The 18,132-nt window shown below is 67.8% G+C and carries 15 protein-coding genes; all 15 read right to left on the reverse strand.

Going from position 1 to position 18,132, the window contains the following annotated elements; translation table 11 throughout:
- Nucleotides 1–55 precede the first annotated feature (55 nt).
- Nucleotides 56–1,564 carry a type VI secretion system contractile sheath large subunit gene (gene tssC, locus EJO66_RS28150; RefSeq protein WP_124961377.1) on the reverse strand — a complete coding sequence of 503 codons (1,509 nt, stop codon included), beginning with the start codon at nucleotides 1,562–1,564 and terminating at the stop codon, nucleotides 56–58.
- Nucleotides 1,565–1,591: 27 nt separating this feature from the next.
- Nucleotides 1,592–2,161, reverse strand: coding sequence for a type VI secretion system contractile sheath small subunit (gene tssB, locus EJO66_RS28155; protein ID WP_124961376.1), 570 nt, complete (start codon nucleotides 2,159–2,161; stop codon nucleotides 1,592–1,594).
- Nucleotides 2,162–2,240: 79 nt separating this feature from the next.
- Complete coding sequence (gene tssA, locus EJO66_RS28160) at nucleotides 2,241–3,332, reverse strand: type VI secretion system protein TssA (RefSeq protein ID WP_124961375.1); 1,092 nt, start codon at nucleotides 3,330–3,332, stop codon at nucleotides 2,241–2,243.
- A gap of 132 nt (nucleotides 3,333–3,464) precedes the next feature.
- Nucleotides 3,465–4,652: a fumarylacetoacetate hydrolase family protein gene (locus tag EJO66_RS28165; RefSeq protein WP_124961374.1), complete on the reverse strand. Its 1,188-nt coding sequence runs from the start codon at nucleotides 4,650–4,652 to the stop codon at nucleotides 3,465–3,467.
- A gap of 99 nt (nucleotides 4,653–4,751) precedes the next feature.
- A complete protein-coding gene (locus EJO66_RS28170) occupies nucleotides 4,752–8,507 on the reverse strand; it encodes a molybdopterin cofactor-binding domain-containing protein (protein ID WP_124961373.1) in 3,756 nt (1,251 codons plus the stop codon).
- 46 nt (nucleotides 8,508–8,553) lie between these two features.
- A complete protein-coding gene (locus EJO66_RS28175) occupies nucleotides 8,554–9,057 on the reverse strand; it encodes a (2Fe-2S)-binding protein (protein WP_124961372.1) in 504 nt (167 codons plus the stop codon).
- On the reverse strand, nucleotides 9,035–10,195 hold the full coding sequence (locus tag EJO66_RS28180) for an ABC transporter substrate-binding protein (RefSeq protein ID WP_124961371.1): 1,161 nt from the start codon (nucleotides 10,193–10,195) through the stop codon (nucleotides 9,035–9,037). Before EJO66_RS28180 ends, EJO66_RS28175 begins: the two co-directional genes overlap by 23 nt.
- A 69-nt stretch (nucleotides 10,196–10,264) precedes the next feature.
- Nucleotides 10,265–10,987: a bifunctional nicotinamidase/pyrazinamidase gene (gene pncA, locus EJO66_RS28185; protein ID WP_125966721.1), complete on the reverse strand. Its 723-nt coding sequence runs from the start codon at nucleotides 10,985–10,987 to the stop codon at nucleotides 10,265–10,267.
- A 50-nt stretch (nucleotides 10,988–11,037) separates the two neighbouring features.
- Entirely contained in the window at nucleotides 11,038–11,772 is a 735-nt protein-coding gene (locus tag EJO66_RS28190) for an ABC transporter ATP-binding protein (protein WP_124961369.1), read from the reverse strand.
- Nucleotides 11,769–12,572, reverse strand: coding sequence for an ABC transporter ATP-binding protein (locus EJO66_RS28195; protein ID WP_124961368.1), 804 nt, complete (start codon nucleotides 12,570–12,572; stop codon nucleotides 11,769–11,771). The genes EJO66_RS28190 and EJO66_RS28195 overlap by 4 nt, the downstream gene beginning before the upstream one ends.
- A 130-nt stretch (nucleotides 12,573–12,702) precedes the next feature.
- The gene (locus EJO66_RS28200; RefSeq protein ID WP_124961367.1) at nucleotides 12,703–14,628 is read right to left on the reverse strand and encodes an ABC transporter permease; all 1,926 of its coding nucleotides are present in this window, start codon (nucleotides 14,626–14,628) and stop codon (nucleotides 12,703–12,705) included.
- Between the two features lie 30 nt (nucleotides 14,629–14,658).
- Entirely contained in the window at nucleotides 14,659–15,864 is a 1,206-nt protein-coding gene (locus EJO66_RS28205) for an ABC transporter substrate-binding protein (RefSeq protein WP_124961366.1), read from the reverse strand.
- 68 nt (nucleotides 15,865–15,932) lie between these two features.
- A complete protein-coding gene (locus tag EJO66_RS28210) occupies nucleotides 15,933–16,517 on the reverse strand; it encodes an amino acid synthesis family protein (RefSeq protein WP_124961365.1) in 585 nt (194 codons plus the stop codon).
- Between the two features lie 31 nt (nucleotides 16,518–16,548).
- Nucleotides 16,549–17,190 carry an amino acid synthesis family protein gene (locus EJO66_RS28215; protein WP_124961364.1) on the reverse strand — a complete coding sequence of 214 codons (642 nt, stop codon included), beginning with the start codon at nucleotides 17,188–17,190 and terminating at the stop codon, nucleotides 16,549–16,551.
- Nucleotides 17,191–17,211: 21 nt separating this feature from the next.
- Nucleotides 17,212–18,129, reverse strand: a complete 918-nt coding sequence (locus EJO66_RS28220; RefSeq protein ID WP_124961363.1) for a UPF0280 family protein — start codon at nucleotides 18,127–18,129, stop codon at nucleotides 17,212–17,214.
- Nucleotides 18,130–18,132 lie beyond the last annotated feature (3 nt).

Genomic DNA, 18,132 nt, shown 5'->3' on the forward strand with positions numbered 1-18,132 from the left:
TGCCATGATTAACCCCCAAAGTTATATATATGCCCGATTGCGGGACACCGTTGAACTAGCTGCTGTCCTTCTTGTTGGATGGCAGCTTCGAAACCAGCCGCAGTGACACCGTCAGCCCTTCGAGCTGATAGTGCGGCCGGAGAAAAAACTTGGCGGCGTAGTAGCCGGGGTTGTCCTCGATGGCTTCCACCTGGACTTCCGCCGCCGCCAGCGGCTTCATTGCCTTCGTGTCCTGGGACGACGTGCCTGGGCTGCCGTCCACGTAGTTCATGATCCAGTCGTTGAGCCAGCGCTCCATGTCCTCGCGCTCGCGGAACGAACCGATCTTGTCGCGCACGATGCACTTCAGGTAGTGCGCAAAGCGGCAGCATGCGAAGAGGTACGGCAGGCGCGCCGCCAGGTTGGCATTGGCCGTGGCATCGGCGTCGTAGTACTCGGCCGGCTGCTGCAGCGACTGCGCACCGATGAAGGCCGCGAAATCGGAGTTCTTGCGGTGCACCAGCGGCATGAAGCCGTTCTTGGCGAGCTCGGCCTCGCGCCGGTCGCTGATGGCGATCTCGGTGGGGCACTTCATGTCCACGCCGCCGTCGTCCGTCGGGAAGGTGTGGGTGGGCAGGTTCTCGACCGCGCCGCCCGACTCCACGCCGCGGATGGACGTGCACCAGCCGTACTGCTTGAACGAGCGGTTGATGTTCACGCCCATCGCATAGGCCGAGTTGGCCCAGGTGTAGCGGTTGTGCAGGGCCGAGTCGGTTTCTTCCTCGAACTCGAACTCGTCGACCGGATTGGTGCGCGCGCCGTAGGGCAGGCGCGCCAGGAAACGCGGCATGGCCAGGCCGATGTAGCGTGCGTCCTCCGACTCGCGCAGCGAACGCCATGCGGTGTGCTCGGTGTTCTGGAAGATCTTGGTCAGGTCGCGCGGGTTCGACAGTTCCTGCCACGAGTCCATCTGCATCACGGTGGGAGATGCACCGGCAATGAAGGGGCAGTGCGCGGCCGCGGCGATCTTGGCCATTTCGCCGAGCATCTCGACATCGGGCGGGCTGTGGTCGAAATGGAAGTCGCCGATCAGCGCACCGAAGGGCTCGCCGCCGAACTGGCCGTACTCGTGCTCGTAGATCTTCTTGAACAGCGGGCTCTGGTCCCAGCCGATGCCCTTGTGGCGCTTGAGCGAACGCGCCACTTCGCGCTTGGAGGCGCACATCACACGGATCTTGAGTTGCTCGTCGGTCTCGGTGTTGTTAACCAGGTAGTGCAGGCCGCGCCATGCGCCTTCGAGCTGCTGGAAGTCTTCGTGGTGGAGGATCTGGTTGATCTGCTCGGAGAGCTTGCGGTCGATCTCCGTGATGATCGCCTGCACGGTGCGGTAGGCGTCGTTCGAGATGGTGACGGTGCTTTCAAGCGCCTGCACCGCAAGCGTCTTGACGGCGCTTTGCACCGCGTCGCGCGCCTGGTCGGTCTTGGGCTTGAATTCGCGCTGCAGGAGGTCGGAGAACTCGTTCGGCTCGAGCGCTTCGATGGTGGCGGCCTGTCCGCGCGCTGTCTGTTTGGGTGCAGTGCTCATGATGGAGATCCTGTCGGCTTGCTCGGCTTACTCGGAAGGGGTGCCGGGGTTGCCCGACTTTTCGTTGGCGGCTTCCACCGCCTTGGCAACGGCGGGATTGGGCGCGGATGCGAGCGACTTGAGCAGCTCCGGGTTCTGCAGCGCCTGGGCGATCAGCTGCTCGGCGCCGTTCTTGCCGTCCATGTAGGACAGCAGGTTGGAAAGCTCTGTGCGCGCTTCGAGCAGATGCTGCAGTGCGCCGACCTGGCGGGCGATGCGCGCGGGCGAAAAGTCGTCCATGCTGTCGAAGGTGATGTCGACGTTCATCTGTCCTTCACCCGTGAGGGTGTTGGGCACCTGGAAGGCCACGCGCGGCTTGATGGCCTTCATGCGGTCGTCGAAGTTGTCGATGTCCACCGCCATGAAGTCGCGCTCGGCGAGGTCGGGCATCGGGTCGACCTGCTTGCCCGCGAGATCGGCGATCACGCCCATCACGAAGGGCAGCTGGATCTTGCGCTCGCTGCCGTAGATCTCGACGTCGTACTCGATCTGCACACGGGGCGCCCGGTTGCGCGCGATGAACTTCTGACCACTGTTTCTGACACGGTTGTCTGCCATAAGCTTCCTCTTGAATCTCAATGCGTATTCGTATGGATCGAGTCCCGGCGGCCTGTTTCCGGGTTCTTGCGCCGGCCGCTCATTCCGCTGCGGCCCCGCCGCTCAGCGAGCGGCCGGCCAGGCTTTCGATCTTCTGCAGGCCCTCGGGAACGAGTTCTTCGATGATCTGGAAAAAGTTGAGGTCCAGCAGCCTTTGCGCTCTGCGGATGAGCATGGGTGCCGGATGGCTGGGCTCGGTGCGTTCCATGTACTGGCACGCCTTTTCCAACAGGACCTGCACATCATCACGAGTCGATATTTCAATATCTTTAATGCTTGCCGCCCGCGGGCCGGAGGCGCCGTTTGCCACGCCCTCGGCGCCCTGCACCGAAGGGGCGGCCTGCGCCGATCCATGGCCTTGCGCGGCCGCCTGCGGTGCCTCGACCGGCTCCGGCTGGGCCTGCTCTGGCAGCAGCTGGACCACGGTGCGAATCGAGCGTTCGAGCCGGGAAAAATCGGGCGCCCAGCTCTGTCCCAAGGCCCGCTCCGAAGTCTCTCGAATGCGCCGCAGCAGCTCCAGCGCCGCATGCAATGCCATCACCGCGGGCGCCGCCTTCTCCTGCGCGCGGCGCGCCACCTCCCGCAGCCGGCCGATGCCGCCCGGGTAATCGATCTGGTCGGCCTTGCTCGAGTCGAGCAGGGCCTCGACCTGCCGCAGGCTCATCGACGCGCCGGCATCCTCGAGCAGCCGCGCATCGCGCACGCTGCGTCCGAGTCCCTCGGCTTCGGCCAATGCGGCCAGCGCATTCATGCGCGGCAGCGGGTCTTCGAAATCGCCGTCGACGACGCGCGGATGCACGTCGTTCCAGAACTTTTGCAGGATGCCGTCCACCACGCGCAAGCCATCGACGTAGCCCGGCAATCCCCGGCTCTCGGTCCACGCCAGTGTCAGCAGAACCAGCACGCGCACGTCGAGCGTGCGCTGGCACAGCTGCTTGGCAATGCGCTCGACACGGGCCCAGTCGGGCGGCTCGGCCGGAATGATGGTCGAGCCGAACTGCTGCTCCCGCTTTCCCGTTGCCGCTTGCTGCAACGCCATGAAATCGGGGTCGTATTCGAGGTCTTCACCGCAAGGAAGCGGGCCTTCAACAGGCGACTGCAGTAGTTCGATCTCGCTCGGCGGCAACCCCATCTCCCGTGTAAACCATCTTCAAGACCGGTTATCTTGAGGGGAACGCGAAGCGCGGTCAACAGCAACAGATTGCTACGTGCAGTCTATGAATCACAAAGGAGTACAACTCCTTTTAAACCGTAGAAAGAACGCTTACAGCAGTCCGCGCGCAGCCAGATTCCGCATCAGCGCACTTAACCCGAAAGTCCACCGCGGCGCCTGGTCCGAATGGACCACGCGGTTCACGAGGGCGCCGAGTTCCGGCGCGGCGATGCTCACGCGATCGCCGACGACATGGGTGAATCCTTGCCCAGGACCATGACGGTCTTGTGTCGGCGCGAACATGGTGCCCAGGAACAACATGAAGCCATCGGGATAGTCGTGGTGCGCGCCGACGGCCTGCGAGACGAGATCGAGCGGATCGCGGCTGATCCTGGCGAGCGAGCTCGAGCCTTCGAGCGTGAAGCCTTCGGGGCCCGTGACTTCGAGCGCCACCGTGATGCGGCGCACGTCGTCGATGCCGAAGTGCGCATCGAACAGGCGGATGAACGGGCCGATCGCGCAGGAGGCGTTGTTGTCCTTGGCCTTGCCGAGCAGCAGCGCGCTGCGGCCTTCGAAGTCGCGCAGGTTGACGTCGTTGCCAAGCGCGGCGCCCAGCGTTTCGCCGCGGCTGTTGACCGCGAGCACGACCTCGGGCTCGGGGTTGTTCCACACCGATGCGGCATGGATGCCGACGTCGGCGCCCATGCCCACGGCCGAGAGAACCGGCGCCTTGGTGAAGATCTCCGCGTCGGGCCCGATGCCGACCTCGAGGTACTGCGACCACGCGCCCTGCGAGATCAGCACCTCCTTCACCTTCGCGGCCTCGGCCGAGCCCGGCACGATGCCCGCAAGGTTGTCCCCTAGCACGCCGCTGAGTGCCGCGCGCGTGGCCTCGGCGCGCGACGCATCGCCGCGCGCCTGCTCTTCGATCACGCGCTCCAGCAGGCTTTCGACGAAGGTCACGCCGCTGGCCTTGATGGCCTGCAGGTCGCAAGGCGCGAGCAGCCACGGCTTCGCTTCGTCGCGCGCGGTGGCGTCGCTGTTGGCGATGGCCTCGGCCAGCGAGGCGATGCGCGGAGCCTGGCCGCCGCGCAGTGCGCGCTGCACCGCATCGCAGGGCGGCGCCTTCGCCTCGAGCAGGTCGCTCATCGTGGGCGCGAGCCGCGAGAGATCGTGCAGCCCGCCCTCGTGCACCGCCACGAGTACGGGGCCCACGCCGGGCTGCCAGATGCGGCCGACGAGCGTGGCGCGCTCGGCGTCGCGGGGAAGGCTGGCGGCGGTGGAAAGATTCAGGGGCATGTTGTCTCCGGTGGCACTTCGGCACTTGGGTTGGGTTCTTGGAGCGGACATTCTGAATGAATGTGCTTCCTGCCGCCGCGCAAGCGGAAAGCAGGACTGCTATTCAGCGCCGTGGCCACGCGCGGCGCGCACGCGCGCCACTTCGGCCGGCAGGTTCTTCCACGCCGGCTCCTGCGGTGCGAAGCGCGCGCGCATGTAGCCCGCGAGTTCGGCGATCTGCCGGTCGTCGAGTGTGTCGCGGAAGGCCGGCATGAAGCCGATGCCCTGGCTTGCGGGCTCGCGCACGCCATCGAGGATGGTGCGCAGCAGGTTGTCGGGCCGCGCGCTCGTGAGATTGCCGTTGAGCGCAAGCGGCGTGTTCACGCCGAGCAGCGTGGGGCCGTCGCCGTCGTGATGGCATGACGCGCAGGCGCTGTCGAACATGCGCTGCGCGGGACCGAGCAGCCGGCCCTGCGTGCGTGCCGCGTTGTCGATCACCTGCTGCGCCACGGCCTGCGGATCGGCCACGGGCGCCGGATTGAATGAGGCGAGGTAGGTGGCCATGGCGCGCACGTCGGCATCGGGCACCTGCGCGAGTTCGCGCACCACCTCGGCCATCGGCCCGCCCGCGATGCCATGGCGCTGCGCGTGGCCCTGGCGCAGGTAGCGATAGAGCTCGTCGGCATCCCATGGCACGGCGGATTTCGAGCGCTGCGTGAGCGCGGGCGCTTCCCAGCCGTCGACCATCGCGCCCGCGAGGAAGGCGCTGCCGCCCTGCTCCGCGCCGAGCGCGTTGCGCGGCGTGTGGCAGGCGCCGCAGTGGCCCAGGCCGTTGACGAGGTAGGCGCCGCGGTTCCATTCCGCGCTTTGCGCGGCCACCGGCTGCAGGGGTGCGGGATCGTGGAAGAGCGCGTTCCATCCGGCCATGAGCGGCCGCATGCTGAACGGAAACTTCAGTTCGGCCTTCGGCGTCTCGGCGCGCACCGCGGGCATGGACATGAAGTAGGCGTAGAGCGCCTGCAGGTCGTCGTCACTGGTCTTGGCGAATGCGGTGTACGGAAATGCCGGGTACAGATGGTGGCCGTCGCGCGAGATGCCCTCGCGCATCGCACGCTGGAAAGCGCTGAACGACCAGCGGCCCAGGCCCGTTTCGGCATCGGGCGTGAGGTTGGTGGTGTAGAGCGTGCCGAAGGGCGTCTGCATCGCGCGGCCACCGGCGTTGGGCGCGCCGCCCGGTGCGGTGTGGCACACGGCGCAGTCGCCGAGCGCGGCGAGCACGCGGCCGCGCTCGATGGTGGCTTGGCTGTAGACCGGCGCGCTGAGCGAGACCGGGGCGATGGCGGAGCGCCAGCCGAGCAGGCCGGCGATGAGGCCGATGCCGCCGATGGCGAGGGCGGAGGCGGTGGCCCAGAGGCCTTTGCGCTGCGGCCATGCGGTGTTGCTCCTTCCCCTGCCGGGGGAAGGTTGGGATGGGGGCACGGCAGCGTCGCCATTCGAGCGCCGCTCGCCCCCACCCCCGCCCTCCCCCGAAAGGGGAGGGCGCAAACCCGGATTCAACGCCGCCAGCACCTTCTCCGGCGTGAACGGCGGCTCGCGGAAGCGCACGCCCGTCGCATCGAAGATCGCATTCGCGATCGCCGCCGTTCCCGGCACCGACGACGACTCGCCCGCGCCGAGCGAGGGTTCGCCGGGCCGCGGCATGTGCATGACCTCGATCACCGGCACGTCGCGGAAGTTGATGATCGGGTAGCTGCCCCATTCGCGGCTCGCGACCACGCCCGAGGGCAGCACGCCGGGCAGCTGCTGCGCACCCGCCGTTGCAGCGCCCTGCTGCGGTGCGAACTGCACCTCTTCCTTGAGCGCGCGGCTCGTGGTCTGGATCACGTTGCCGTGCACCTGGTGCTCGACGCCCGCGGGGTTGACCAGCAGCCCCGCGTCGTGCCCCACCACCACGCGGCGCACGTGCACCTCGCCGGTCTTGCGGTTGACCTCGACGTCGGCCACCCATGCAGCCCACGCGGCGCCAAAGCCCGGCCACTTGCTGTGGATGTAGCGCGCGTAGGCAAAGCCCTGGCCGAAGAGGATGTCGCCTCCTTCACCGAGCCCGCCGTCCGCGTTCTCCTGCGGCCCCGTGCGCATGCGCCAGCCGGCCTTCTGCGCGGTGGCCTGCACCAGCTCGACGGCGCGCGGATCGTTCAGGTGGCGCAGGCGGAACTGCACCGGATCGACGCCCGCCGCCGTGGCCAGCTCGTCGATGTACGACTCGTGCGCAAAGGAACTCGGCAGCGCCGACACGCCGCGCAGCCACGAGGCGCGCACGATCGGCGCCATGTCGTTGACCTTCACGCGCAGGTTGTCGACGCTGTAGGGCGGACGCGCCGTGCGGTCGCCCATCTCGAAGGCCTGCGCCACCGGCTCGATGGTGCGCGTGAGCAGCAGCGCGAGCGTCGGCGCGCCGTTCGACGGGTACGAGGTTTCGAAGTCGTAGGCGGCGATGCGGCCGTCGGCCATCAGGCCGCCATCCACTTCCATGAGCTGCGCGGCGCCCTTGGGCTCCCAGGCATGCTCCTGCTCGCGCGTGAGCTGCACGCGCACCGGCGCGCCGACCGCACGCGCGAGCAGCGCCGCATCGGCCGCCACGTCGTCGGCGCCGTTACGGCCGTAGCAGCCCGCGGCTTCCATGCGGATGACGTCGACCTGCACGTCGTCCAGGCCCATGAGCTTCGCGAGATCGGCGCGCAGCACGTGCGGGTTCTGCGAGCCGGCCCAGCAACGCAACTGCATGCCGCTGCCGTCGTCCGGCAGCCACTCTGCCAGCGCGCACGATGGCCCGATGGAAGCATGCATCTGGTAGGGCCACACGTAGGTGCGGTGCATCGGCTGCGCGGCCGCGGCGATCGCGCCGTCGACATCGCCTTCGTCGACCAGCAGGCGCTGCGTCGACGGGTTGTCGCGCAGGGCCTGCGCGAGGTCGGAAAGATCGGGCATGCCCGGCCAGGACTTCCACCTGACGCGCAGTTCGCGCAGCGCCTGCTCGGCATGTTCTTCGCGCTCGGCCACGATGCCGACGAAGTCGCGGATCACGACCACCGCGCGAATGCCGGGGATGTGCGCAATCGACGACTCGTCCACCGACTCGAGCGTGTTGCCGATGAACTCGCCATGGTCTGCGCCCGCGTACGGCGGTCGCACCACGCGGCCGTGCAGCATGCCGGGCACGCGCATGTCGTGCACGAACACGAGGTCGCCCGCGAGCTTGGCCGGAATGTCCACGCGGGCCTGGCGCGTGCCGACGATGCGGTAGTCGGCCGGGTCCTTGGGCGTTGCCGCGGGGTCGAGCCGCAGCACGGTGCGCTGGCCCGCGACCAGGTCCGCGTAGTTGATGCGGCGGTCCGGCGCCTCGGCCACGCGCACCACGCCGTTTCGCACCTGAAGCGCTTCCGCCGCAACGCCGAGCCGCTCGGACGCGCGCGCGAGCAGCCAGGCGCGCGCCTGCGCGGCGGCCAGGCGCAGCGGCTGTGCATGGATCTGGATCGAGGCGCTCGCGATCGTCGCGCCCTGGTTGGGCGCGCGCGCGGTGTCGCCGAGCATCATGCGCACGCAGGGCATGCCGAGCTCGAGTTCCTCGGCCACGATCTGCGCGAGCGCGGTCTGGATGCCGGTGCCCAGGTCGACATGGCCGTTGAGCGCCGAGGCGCTGCCGTCGTCCCACACGGCGAGCAGGATCTCGTCGCCTTCGATCGGATTGCCCGCCACGGCGGTGGGCTGGCCCTTGGCGGGCGCCGGTGCGGGCGGGGTCTCGCGCACGACCAGCAGCACGCCGTCGGCCGAGAGGAAGTCCGCGCGCGTCCGCGGAAGATCGGCGCGGCGCGTCATGTTTTTTGCTCCCTCTCCCAGCGGAAGAGGGAATAGGGCAGGCCGCTCATCGATTTGCCTCAGCGCGCATGCGCAGCGCCGCACGCTGCACCGCGTCCAGAATTTCGATGTGCGTTCCGCAGCGGCACAGGTTGCCCGAGAGCTCGCTGCGGATGCGCGCCTCGCTCGCCTGCGGATCGCGCGCGAGCAGCGCTGCGGCCTGCATCACCATGCCGTTCAGGCAGTAGCCGCACTGCGCGGCCTGCGCGTCTTCGAAGGCGGCCTGCACCGGATGCCAGCGGCCGCGCGTGCCAAGGCCTTCGAGCGTGGTGATGGCGCGGCCCGCCACGCCACGCGCGGGAATCACGCAGGCACGCGCCGCCACGCCGTCGACGTGCACCGTGCAGGCGCCGCACTGCCCCAGCCCGCAGCCGTACTTGGGCCCGTTCAGGCCGAGGTCGTTGCGCAGCAGGTGCAGCAGCGTGGCCGCGCGCGGCACGCCCTCGATCGAACAGGCCCTGCCGTTGACCTGCAGGTGCAGCGGCGGCTCAGCGCCGCAACTGGCCGTCACGGGTGTACATCTCCAGGTCCACGAAGGTCGAGCCGTTGTGGTTCTTCGCGCTGTACTCGACCGGGAAATCGCCGAAGCGCGTATTGCCGATGCCTTCGAGCCCGGCAATGAAGCTGTCGCGCGTGAGCGCCTTGCCCGCGCGCCGCAGGCCTTCGGCCATCACGCGCGAGGCTATGTAGCCTTCGAGCGTGGTGTAGCTGTCGATCTTCTCGCCGAACTCGGCGCGGTCGCGCTGGTAGTCGGCCACGATGGGCACGCGCACGGCCTGCGGCGGCGGCACGATGCTGGCCGTGACCAGCCCCGCGAGCTTGCCTTCGAGCCGCTTGGCGGAACCGGCCGCGTCGGTGATGCCGACCGACAGCGTGTAGAGCGGCGCCGCCCCGCCGTTCGCACGGTAGTCGCGCATGAACACTTCCACCATGCGCCCGGCCATGATCATCAGGACCGCGCCGGGCTTGGCATCGGCCAGGCTGGCAACCACCTGCTTCGCGTCTTCGGCGGCAATCGCGAGCGGCAGCGTCTTCACGACCTGCACCTTGTAGTCGGCGGCCAGCTGCTCGCAGGTGGCGAGGTTCGACTTGCCGAAGGCACTGTCCTGGTAGACCACCGCAATCGACGAGAGGCTGAGGGTCGAGAGATGGCTGATGATCTTGCGCAGCTCGAGGTCGTAGCCCGCTCGCACGTGGAACAGCAGGCGGTTGACCTTGGTGCGGAACGAGGTGGTACCCACCAGCGGCGCGAACATGGGAACGCCGGCCTTCTCGGCCAGCGGCATCGCGGCCGCGAGGTTGCCGGTGGCAACGAAGCCCGCGAGCGCGAAGACCTTGTCCTCGTCGATCAGCTTCGCGGTGTTGGCGGCCGTCTTGGCGGGGTCGTAGGCATCGTCGTAGCTGACGAGTTCGAGCTTGCGGCCGTGGATGCCGCCCGACTTGTTGACGCGGTCGAAGTACAGCCTGATGCCCGCGCGGTAGTCGATGCCGAAGTCCTTGGCCGGGCCGCTGAACACGGCCGACTGGCCGATGCGGATGAGGCCGTCGGTCACGCCGTTGTCGGCGCGCGCCGAACGAAGAAGGCCGGGGCCCAGTGCCAGGGCTGCGCCGCCCGCCACCAGGGCGCGCCTTGAAATCGGAATCGTCATGCGTTGTCGAGCTCGTTGTTGTCGTTGTTGCCGGGCGGAGTGCGATGCGTGCGGTGCGGGTTGGTTTGCTCAGGCCGCCTGGATGTCGGCGGACTGGATGCGCTTGACGCCCTTGGCCGCCATCTGCTTCCATGCCGCGGCGAGCGAGCCGTTGAGGTCGATGGCGCGCGTGGCGTCCTCGATCACGTAGACCTCGAAGCCGGCCTTGCGCGCATCGAGTGCGGTCCAGGCCACGCAGAAGTCGGTGGCCAGCCCGGCCACGTAAACCGTCTTGATGCCGCGCTGCTTGAGGTATCCGCCCAGGCCGGTGGCGGTCTTGCGGTCGGCTTCCTCGAAGGCGGAGTAGCTGTCGACGCCCTTGTGGAAGCCCTTGCGGATGATGATCTGCGCGGTGGGCAGCTTCAGGTCCTTGTGCAGCGCCGCGTCGTCGGTGCCCTGCACGCAGTGGTCGGGCCAGAGCACCTGGTTGCCGTACGAGAGCTTGATGCTGCTGAACGGCTTCTGGCCGGCATGCGCGCTCGCGAACGACGCATGGCCCTGCGTGTGCCAGTCCTGCGTGACCACGATGTTCTCGAACGAATCGGCCAGCTTGTTGATCACCGGCATCACCTCGGCGCCGCCCTTGACCGGCAGCGTGCCGCCGTCGACGAAGCAGTTCTGCACGTCGATCACGAGCAGCGCGGACCTGCCGTCCGGCTTGAGCTTCGGGGCCGCGAACAGCGTTCCGGCCGCGCCCAGCAGGCCCAGTGCGGCCGTGGACTTCAGAAGGGATCTGCGGTGCGTGTCGTGCATGGCATGTGCTCCGGTGGTTGACGCGAAATGGAGAGAGCCGCGCAGTGCAGCTAGACGCTCAGGTAGGCGCGGCGCACCTCTTCGTTGGCTGCGAGTTCTGCCATGGTGGCGTGGTAGCGGATCTGTCCCTTCTCGAGCACGTAGGCGCGATCGGACACCAGTTCGGCGAAGTGCATGTTCTGCTCCGACAGCAGGATGCTCACGCCCTGCGCCTTGAGCTCCAGGATCATGTTGGCCATCTGCTCGACGATGACCGGGGCCACGCCTTCGGAGGGCTCGTCGAGCAGCACCAGGTAGGGGTTGCCCATGAGCGTGCGCGCCACGGTGAGCATCTGCTGCTCGCCGCCGCTCATGCGGCCGCCCGGGCGGTCGGGCATTTCGCCCAGGTTGGGAAAGAGCTTGAACAGGCGCACGGGCGTCCACAGCGGCGCCTCGCTGCCGTCGGCCCAGCGGCGGGGCGGCTGCTTGCCGACTTCGAGGTTTTCCATCACCGTGAGATCGGTGAACACGCGGCGGTCTTCGGGCACGAAACCCAGGCCGAGCTTCGCCGCGTGATGAGGCTCGCTCTTCGAGATGTCGTGGCCGAGGAAGCTGACGTTGCCCTTGCGCTTGGCGAGCATGCCGATCAGCGTCTTGAGCGTGGTCGACTTGCCGGCGCCATTGCGCCCCATGAGCGCGACGACCTCGCCGCGCCGCACTTCAAGGTCGACGTCGTACAGGATCTGTGCGGCGCCGTACCAGGCGCACAGCGAGTTCGCCTTCAACAGTGTTTCGTGCGCGGTCATCCAATGGCTCCCACTGCCGCGTTCACTTCGGCGGCTTTCTCTGCGATCTTTTCGAATGTCTTGCCGCTGCCGAAATACACCTCCTGCACCTTCGGATGGTCGCGGATCTCGAGCGGCTTGCCCTGCGCGATCAGGCGGCCGCGGGCCAGCACGATCATGCGGTCGGCATACGCGAACACCACGTCCATGCTGTGCTCGGTGAACAGCACGGCCAGGCCGCGCTGGACCACGAGCTCCTTGGTCAGCGCCATGAGCGAGTTGCGCTCCTTCGGCGCCATGCCGGCGGTGGGCTCGTCCATCAGCAGCAGCTTGGGCGCGTTGGCCATCGCGATCGCGAGTTCGACGCGCTTGACGTCGCCGTAGGCGAGCTCGCTGCAGGGCCGGTCGGCCTGCGCCTTCATGCCGACCTGGTCGAGCAGCGCCAGCGCCTCGTCGCGCTTGTGGTCGGCCGCGCGGCGCCACATCGAGAACAGCTTGCCGTCATGCGAGAGCATGGCCATCTGCACGTTCTCGGCGACGGTGAGCGAGGCAAAGGTTTCGGCGATCTGGAAGGTGCGGCCCACGCCCTTGCGCCAGATCTCGCGCGGCTTCTGGCCCACGAGTTCGTGGCCGTCGAACACGATCGAACCCTGGTCGGCCTTGAGCTGGCCGTTGACCATGTTGAAGGTGGTGGACTTGCCGGCGCCGTTCGGGCCGATGAGGGCCAGCAGCTCGCCGGCCTTGAGCTCGAAGCTGATGCCGTCGACGGCTTTGACGCCGCCGAAGGATTTGCCTAGGTTGTCTACTTTGAGAAGGGTCATTTGGCTTTACTCCCTCTCCCTCTGGGAGAGGGTTGGGGTGAGGGCTTTTCTGTCGCTGCCGGGTGATTGCTTCCCGAGACCGGGTCCCCGACAAAAAAAGAACCGCGAAAGAACGAACGACAACCGCCCTTCACGTCCGCTTCTCCTTCAAAGCAACATCCACTTCCGGACGACGACGCCCGCGCAGCCAGCGATCGCTCAACTGCTTCGCAAACCCAGCAATCCCCTGCGGAAACAGCAGCACCAGCAGCAGGATGATCGCCCCCAGCGTCGCCCGCCAATAGTCGGTATTGCGCGCCACCGTGTCATGCAGCCAGCTGAAGGTGACAGCCCCCACCACCGGCCCCGCCAGCGTCTGGATACCGCCCAGCAGCACCATCACCAGCCCGTCGACCGACTTGTCCACACTCAGGCTTTCAGGCGAAATGCTGCCCTTCGAAAAAGCATAGAGCGCCCCGGCCAATCCAGCCGCGGCACCCGCGATGACAAAGGCCGTCCATTGCATGCGCTTGACGTCGATGCCGATCGCATCGGCCCGCAGCACCGAATCGCGCCCCGCGCGCAGTGCGTAGCCGAACGGCGAGAACAGCACGCGGCGCAGCATCAGGATGCCCGCCGCCACCAGCACCAGCGTGAGCCAGTAATAAGTGCGCTTGTCCGACAGCCACTCCGAAGGCCAGACGCCGGTGAGGCCGTTGCTGCCGCCGGTGAACGAATCCCACTGGTAGACCACGGCCCAGGTGATCTGCGCGAAGGCCAGCGTGAGCATCGCCAGGTACACGCCCGAGAGCCGCACCGCGAACCAGCCGTAGACGAACGCGCCGATGGCGGCGACCAGCGGCGCGACGATGAGCGCAAGCTCCATCGGCATGCCGCTCGCGCGCACCAGCAGGGCGGCGCCATAGGCCCCGAGCCCGAAGTAGGCCGCATGGCCGAACGAATGCATGCCGGCCGGGCCCATGATGAAGTGCAGGCTGGCCGCGAACAGCGCCGCGATCAGCAGGTCGATCATCAGCACCGTGGTGTAGGGCGAATCGGCGGTGAGCAGCGGCATCGCCATGAGCGCCACGCCGAGCGCGGCGACGAGCCACAGGTAGCCCTTGCTCGCGCGCCGCAGCGGTTCTTCCTGCATGCCCACGTAGCGGCTGGGTGCCTGCGGGCGGCCGAGCAGGCCCCAGGGGCGCCACACCAGCACGACGGCCATCACGATGAAATCGACCACCAGCGTGAGCTTGGAGAACGACACGCTGTAGCCGAAGATATCGACCACGCCGAGCCAGATGCAGACCGCCTTGATCTCGGACAGCAGCAGCGCCGCCACATAGGCGCCGGGGATCGAGCCCATGCCGCCCACCACCACCACCACGAAGGCCGCGCCGATGGTGTTGAGGTCCATGGCCAGCGTGGCCGGCTCGCGCGGCAGCTGCAGCGCGCCGCCCAATGCCGCGAGCGTGGCGCCCAGTGCGAACACGGCGGTGAACAGCCAGGCCTGGTTCACGCCCAGTGCACTGACCATCTCGCGGTCCTGCGTGGCGGCGCGCACCAGCGTGCCCCAGCGGGTGCGCGTGAGCAGCAGCCACATGAGGCCGAGCACCACCGGACCGACGACGATCAGGAACAGGTCGTAGGTCGGAAACTGCCGGCCCAGGATGTCGACCGAGCCCGACAGGCCCGGCGCGCGCGGGCCGAGCAGCTCGTCCGGCCCCCAGACATAGAGCACCGCGTCCTTGATGACGAGCACCAGCGCAAAGGTGGCCAGCAGCTGGAACAGCTCGGGCGACTTGTAGATGCGGCGCAGCAGCACCATTTCGATCAGCGCGCCGATCACGCCCACCGCCAGCGCGGCAATCAGCACGGCCGGCCAGAAGCCGAGCGTGCCGAGCTTCTCGACCAGCGTGTAGGCAAGGTAGATGCCCACCATGAAGAACGAGCCATGCGCAAAGTTGACGATGCGCGTGACGCCGAAGATCAACGAAAGGCCGGCCCCCACGAGGAACAGCGACGAAGCCGACGACAGCCCGGTGAGGAACTGAAGCAGCAGGGACGAGAGGCTCATGGGTGCAAGCGTTCCGAGGAAAAAAGAAGGTCAGTCTGCGGCGCGCGATTTCTTCACGTCGGCGGCGCTCGGCTGGAACTTGGCGCCGTCGAAGTAGGTGTAGTCGACCATCACGCCCTTGCCGTTCTCGTTCTTCGTCTTGCCGACGAAGGCGCCCATGGTCGACTGGTGGTCTTCGGCGCGGTAGCTGATCTTGCCGAACGGGGTGTCGACCTGCAGGCCCTTGAAGGCGGCGACGAGTTTCGGCGTCTCGGTGCTCTTGGCCTTCTCGATGCCGGCCGCCACCGACTTGATCATGCTGTAGCCCACCACCGAGCCCAGGCGCGGGTAGTCCTTGTACTTGCCGTGGTAGGCGAGGAAGAAGGCCTTGTGCTCGGGCGTCTGGATACCGTACCAGGGGTAGCCGGTCACGATCCAGCCGTTGGGCGTCTCGTCCTTGAGCGGGTCGAGGTACTCGGGCTCGCCGGTCAGAACGCTCACCACCGTGCGGTCCTTGAACAGGCCACGGGTGTTGCCTTCGCGCACGAACTTGGAAAGGTCGGCGCCGAACAGCACGTTGAAGACCGCATCGGGCTTGGCGTCGGCCAGCGCCTGCACCACGGCCCCGGCATCGACCTTGCCGAGCGGCGGCGCCTGCTCGGCGACGAACTCGACGTCGGGCTGCGCGGCCTTCAGGAGCGTCTTGAACGCGGCCACGGCCGACTGGCCGTATTCGTAGTTGGGATACACGACGGCCCAGCGCTTCTTCTTGAGCTTGGCCGCCTCGGGCACCAGCATCGCGGCCTGCATGTAGGTGCCGGGGCGCAGGCGGAAGGTGTATTCGTTGCCGCCCTGCCAGGTCATCTTGTCGGTCAGCGGCTCGCCGGCCAGGAAGAAGATCTTCTTCTGCTTGGCGAAGTCGGCCACGGCCAGGCCGGTGTTCGAGAGGAAGGTGCCGGTGAGCACGTCGATCTTCTCGCGCGCCACCAGCTCCTCGGCCACGCGCACGGCGTCGCCCGGGTTGGCGTTGTCGTCGCGCGTGATGAGCTCGACCTTGCGGCCGTTGACCCCGCCCTTGGCGTTGATCTCTTCCACGGCCAGCTCCATGCCCTTCTTGTAGGGCTCGAGGAAGGCGGGCTGGGCCTTGTAGCTGTTGACCTCGCCGATCTTGATCACGCCCTGGGCATGGGCAGGAACGAGGGCGGCGGCCAGCGTGGCAACGGCCGCGGCGCTGAAGACGTGACGCAATGGGTTCATGGGGAAACTCCTTGGGATCGAAAAAGAGAGAACAAAAAAGAAACGACTTGGAAACGGAGGCCGTGGATTCAGCGCAGCCCGTCCTCGCCCTTGATCTCGCTGGCCTGCAGCCCGCCGATGCGCGGCAGCGGGCGGCCGCTGTCGGTGACGGCCACGGCCACCACGATCTCGTTGGCGCGCGGCGCGTCGGACACGCGCGCCTCGACGGCGTCGAAGTGGCTGCGCACGAAGGCCGCATCCTTGTGGCCGAGCGGCACGTCGATGGCCGTGCCGAGGGTGCCGCGCTTCTTGGCCGAGGGCACCAGCGCCGCGCCCTTTTCGACGGCCACGCGCAGCGGCGCGCCGAGCTTGGGATGCAGGATGGCGGCGGCATGCTCGAGCTCGCCGTTCTCGCCGACGATCGCGGCCTTGCCGTAGCTCTGCGCCTGGCCCGGCTCGATGCCCAGCGCCTTCACGGCCTTCTGGCCGAGCAGCGCGCCAAGTTCTTCGCCGATGGCGATCAGCTCGTCCAGGTTCTCGCTGAAGCGGCCCGCGTAGGGGTTCTCGATCACCGCGATGGCGACGGCGCGGCGCGTGGGCGGCGTGATGTCCCGGCCCATTTCCTTGCGGGTTTCGTCGACCTGGATGACGAGCTTGCGGATGTTGGCAGTCATGTCTTGTATTCCTTCGTGTCTCTTGTTCAGGTCAGCGCAGGCCGTCCCATTTGCTGATGTCCTTGGCGAGCAGGCCGCCCACGCGCGCATGCACGCGGTAGCCCGTGCTCATCGCGAGGATGAAGACGATCTCGTCGGCCGCCGGTGCGCCGGGCACGCGCACCTCGATGGCGTCGAACTGGCCGCGCACGTAGCTGGCGTTGATGTTGGTGAGCGGCACGTCGAGCGCGGCGCCGGGCGGGCCGACCTTCTTGGTCGAGGGCACGATCGACAGCGCATTGCCGGGCTGGCCGGTCTTCTCTTCCGCCTTGCCCGCCGTGTAGGCCGCGCGGCTGCCCTTCCAGCCGAGCAGCTCGCGCATCGCGTAGCCGCCGGGCACGTGCCAGAGCGCGCCGTGCTCGAGCTCGCCGGCGGCGCCGACGATGGCGCCCTTGCCGTAGGTGGCGATCTGCTCGAGCGGCACGTCCATGGCGGCGTGCAGCCTGTGCGCCATGTCGACGCCCACCGGGTCGAGCAGCGCCATCATCGGCAGGATGTCGGGCTCGTAGCGGCCCGCAAAGGGATTGGTCAGCACCGCGCCGATGGCACCGCGCACCAGCGGCGTCGCGGCGCGCGGTCCGAACTCGTGGTGGATGTGCTCGACATGGGTGAAGACGCGGCGTATATCGATCATGAAAAGGAACCTTGCTTTTCGTTAAGCAAATACTGAACCAACTGCATCGGACGGCGCCCTGGACAGCGCCTTCGAGCATAAGGGCTCGACAAGTCGCCACTGCCCCTGGCAAACGAGCAGAGCGGCCCAGACGAGCCCCTCTTCCTGCAGCACTTTCGCGCACACGGCGCCGGCATCGAGCGCGCTTTTCACCAGCGCGGGCGAAAGCGGCGGCACGTCGACCGTGACGGGGATGTCGCCCAGGTCGCTATCGTCCTTGCATTCGCTGGCGGGGCGGCGCCCGATGGCCGCATCGTCCACGTCGACGGCATTGGCAATCACGGTGGCGGCGGCATCGGCCTCGGCCGCGGTGGCGGCCAGAACCGTCACGCTGTCGGCAATGCCCAATGAAAAGCTGCGCCCGCGCCAGCCGCTGGTGGCCACGCCGCGTGCGGGCTGCGCGGCGCCGATCTCGAACTGGCCGTCGGTGGTGAGGATGCCGCTTTCGCCATCCACATGATTGCGCCAGTCGAAGCGTGCGAGGTCGGCGTAGACGCCCACGCGCGCCGACTGGCCCGGCGCGAGGTGCAGCGCGATGTCGCCGCCGTTGTTGATCCAGGCGCGCTCGATGCCGGGGCGGTCGTAGAACGCGATCAGCTCCTGCGCCACCGAGCCGGCCACCGCCGCCATCGGCGTGATGAACATCGGCGAGAACGCCGCGCAGGCATCCCACATGCGCCGGGCGACCACGCCGCGCGGACGCACGCCGTCGGTCACCGGCAGGCGCAGCAGCGGCAGTTCGCGCACCAGTTCGTCCAGCACATGGCCGAAGCGCGCCCAGGCCGCGTCGTGCGCGGCGGCGACCGCGTACGGGTCGCCATGCGCCTCGGCCACGATGTCGATCGGGCCGTGGTTGAAGTGCCAGCGGTTCTTGTCGAGCGCGGCGCGTTGGGCGGCCATGGC

Source organism: Variovorax beijingensis, from assembly GCF_003951285.1.
GTDB lineage: Bacteria > Pseudomonadota > Gammaproteobacteria > Burkholderiales > Burkholderiaceae_C > Variovorax > Variovorax beijingensis.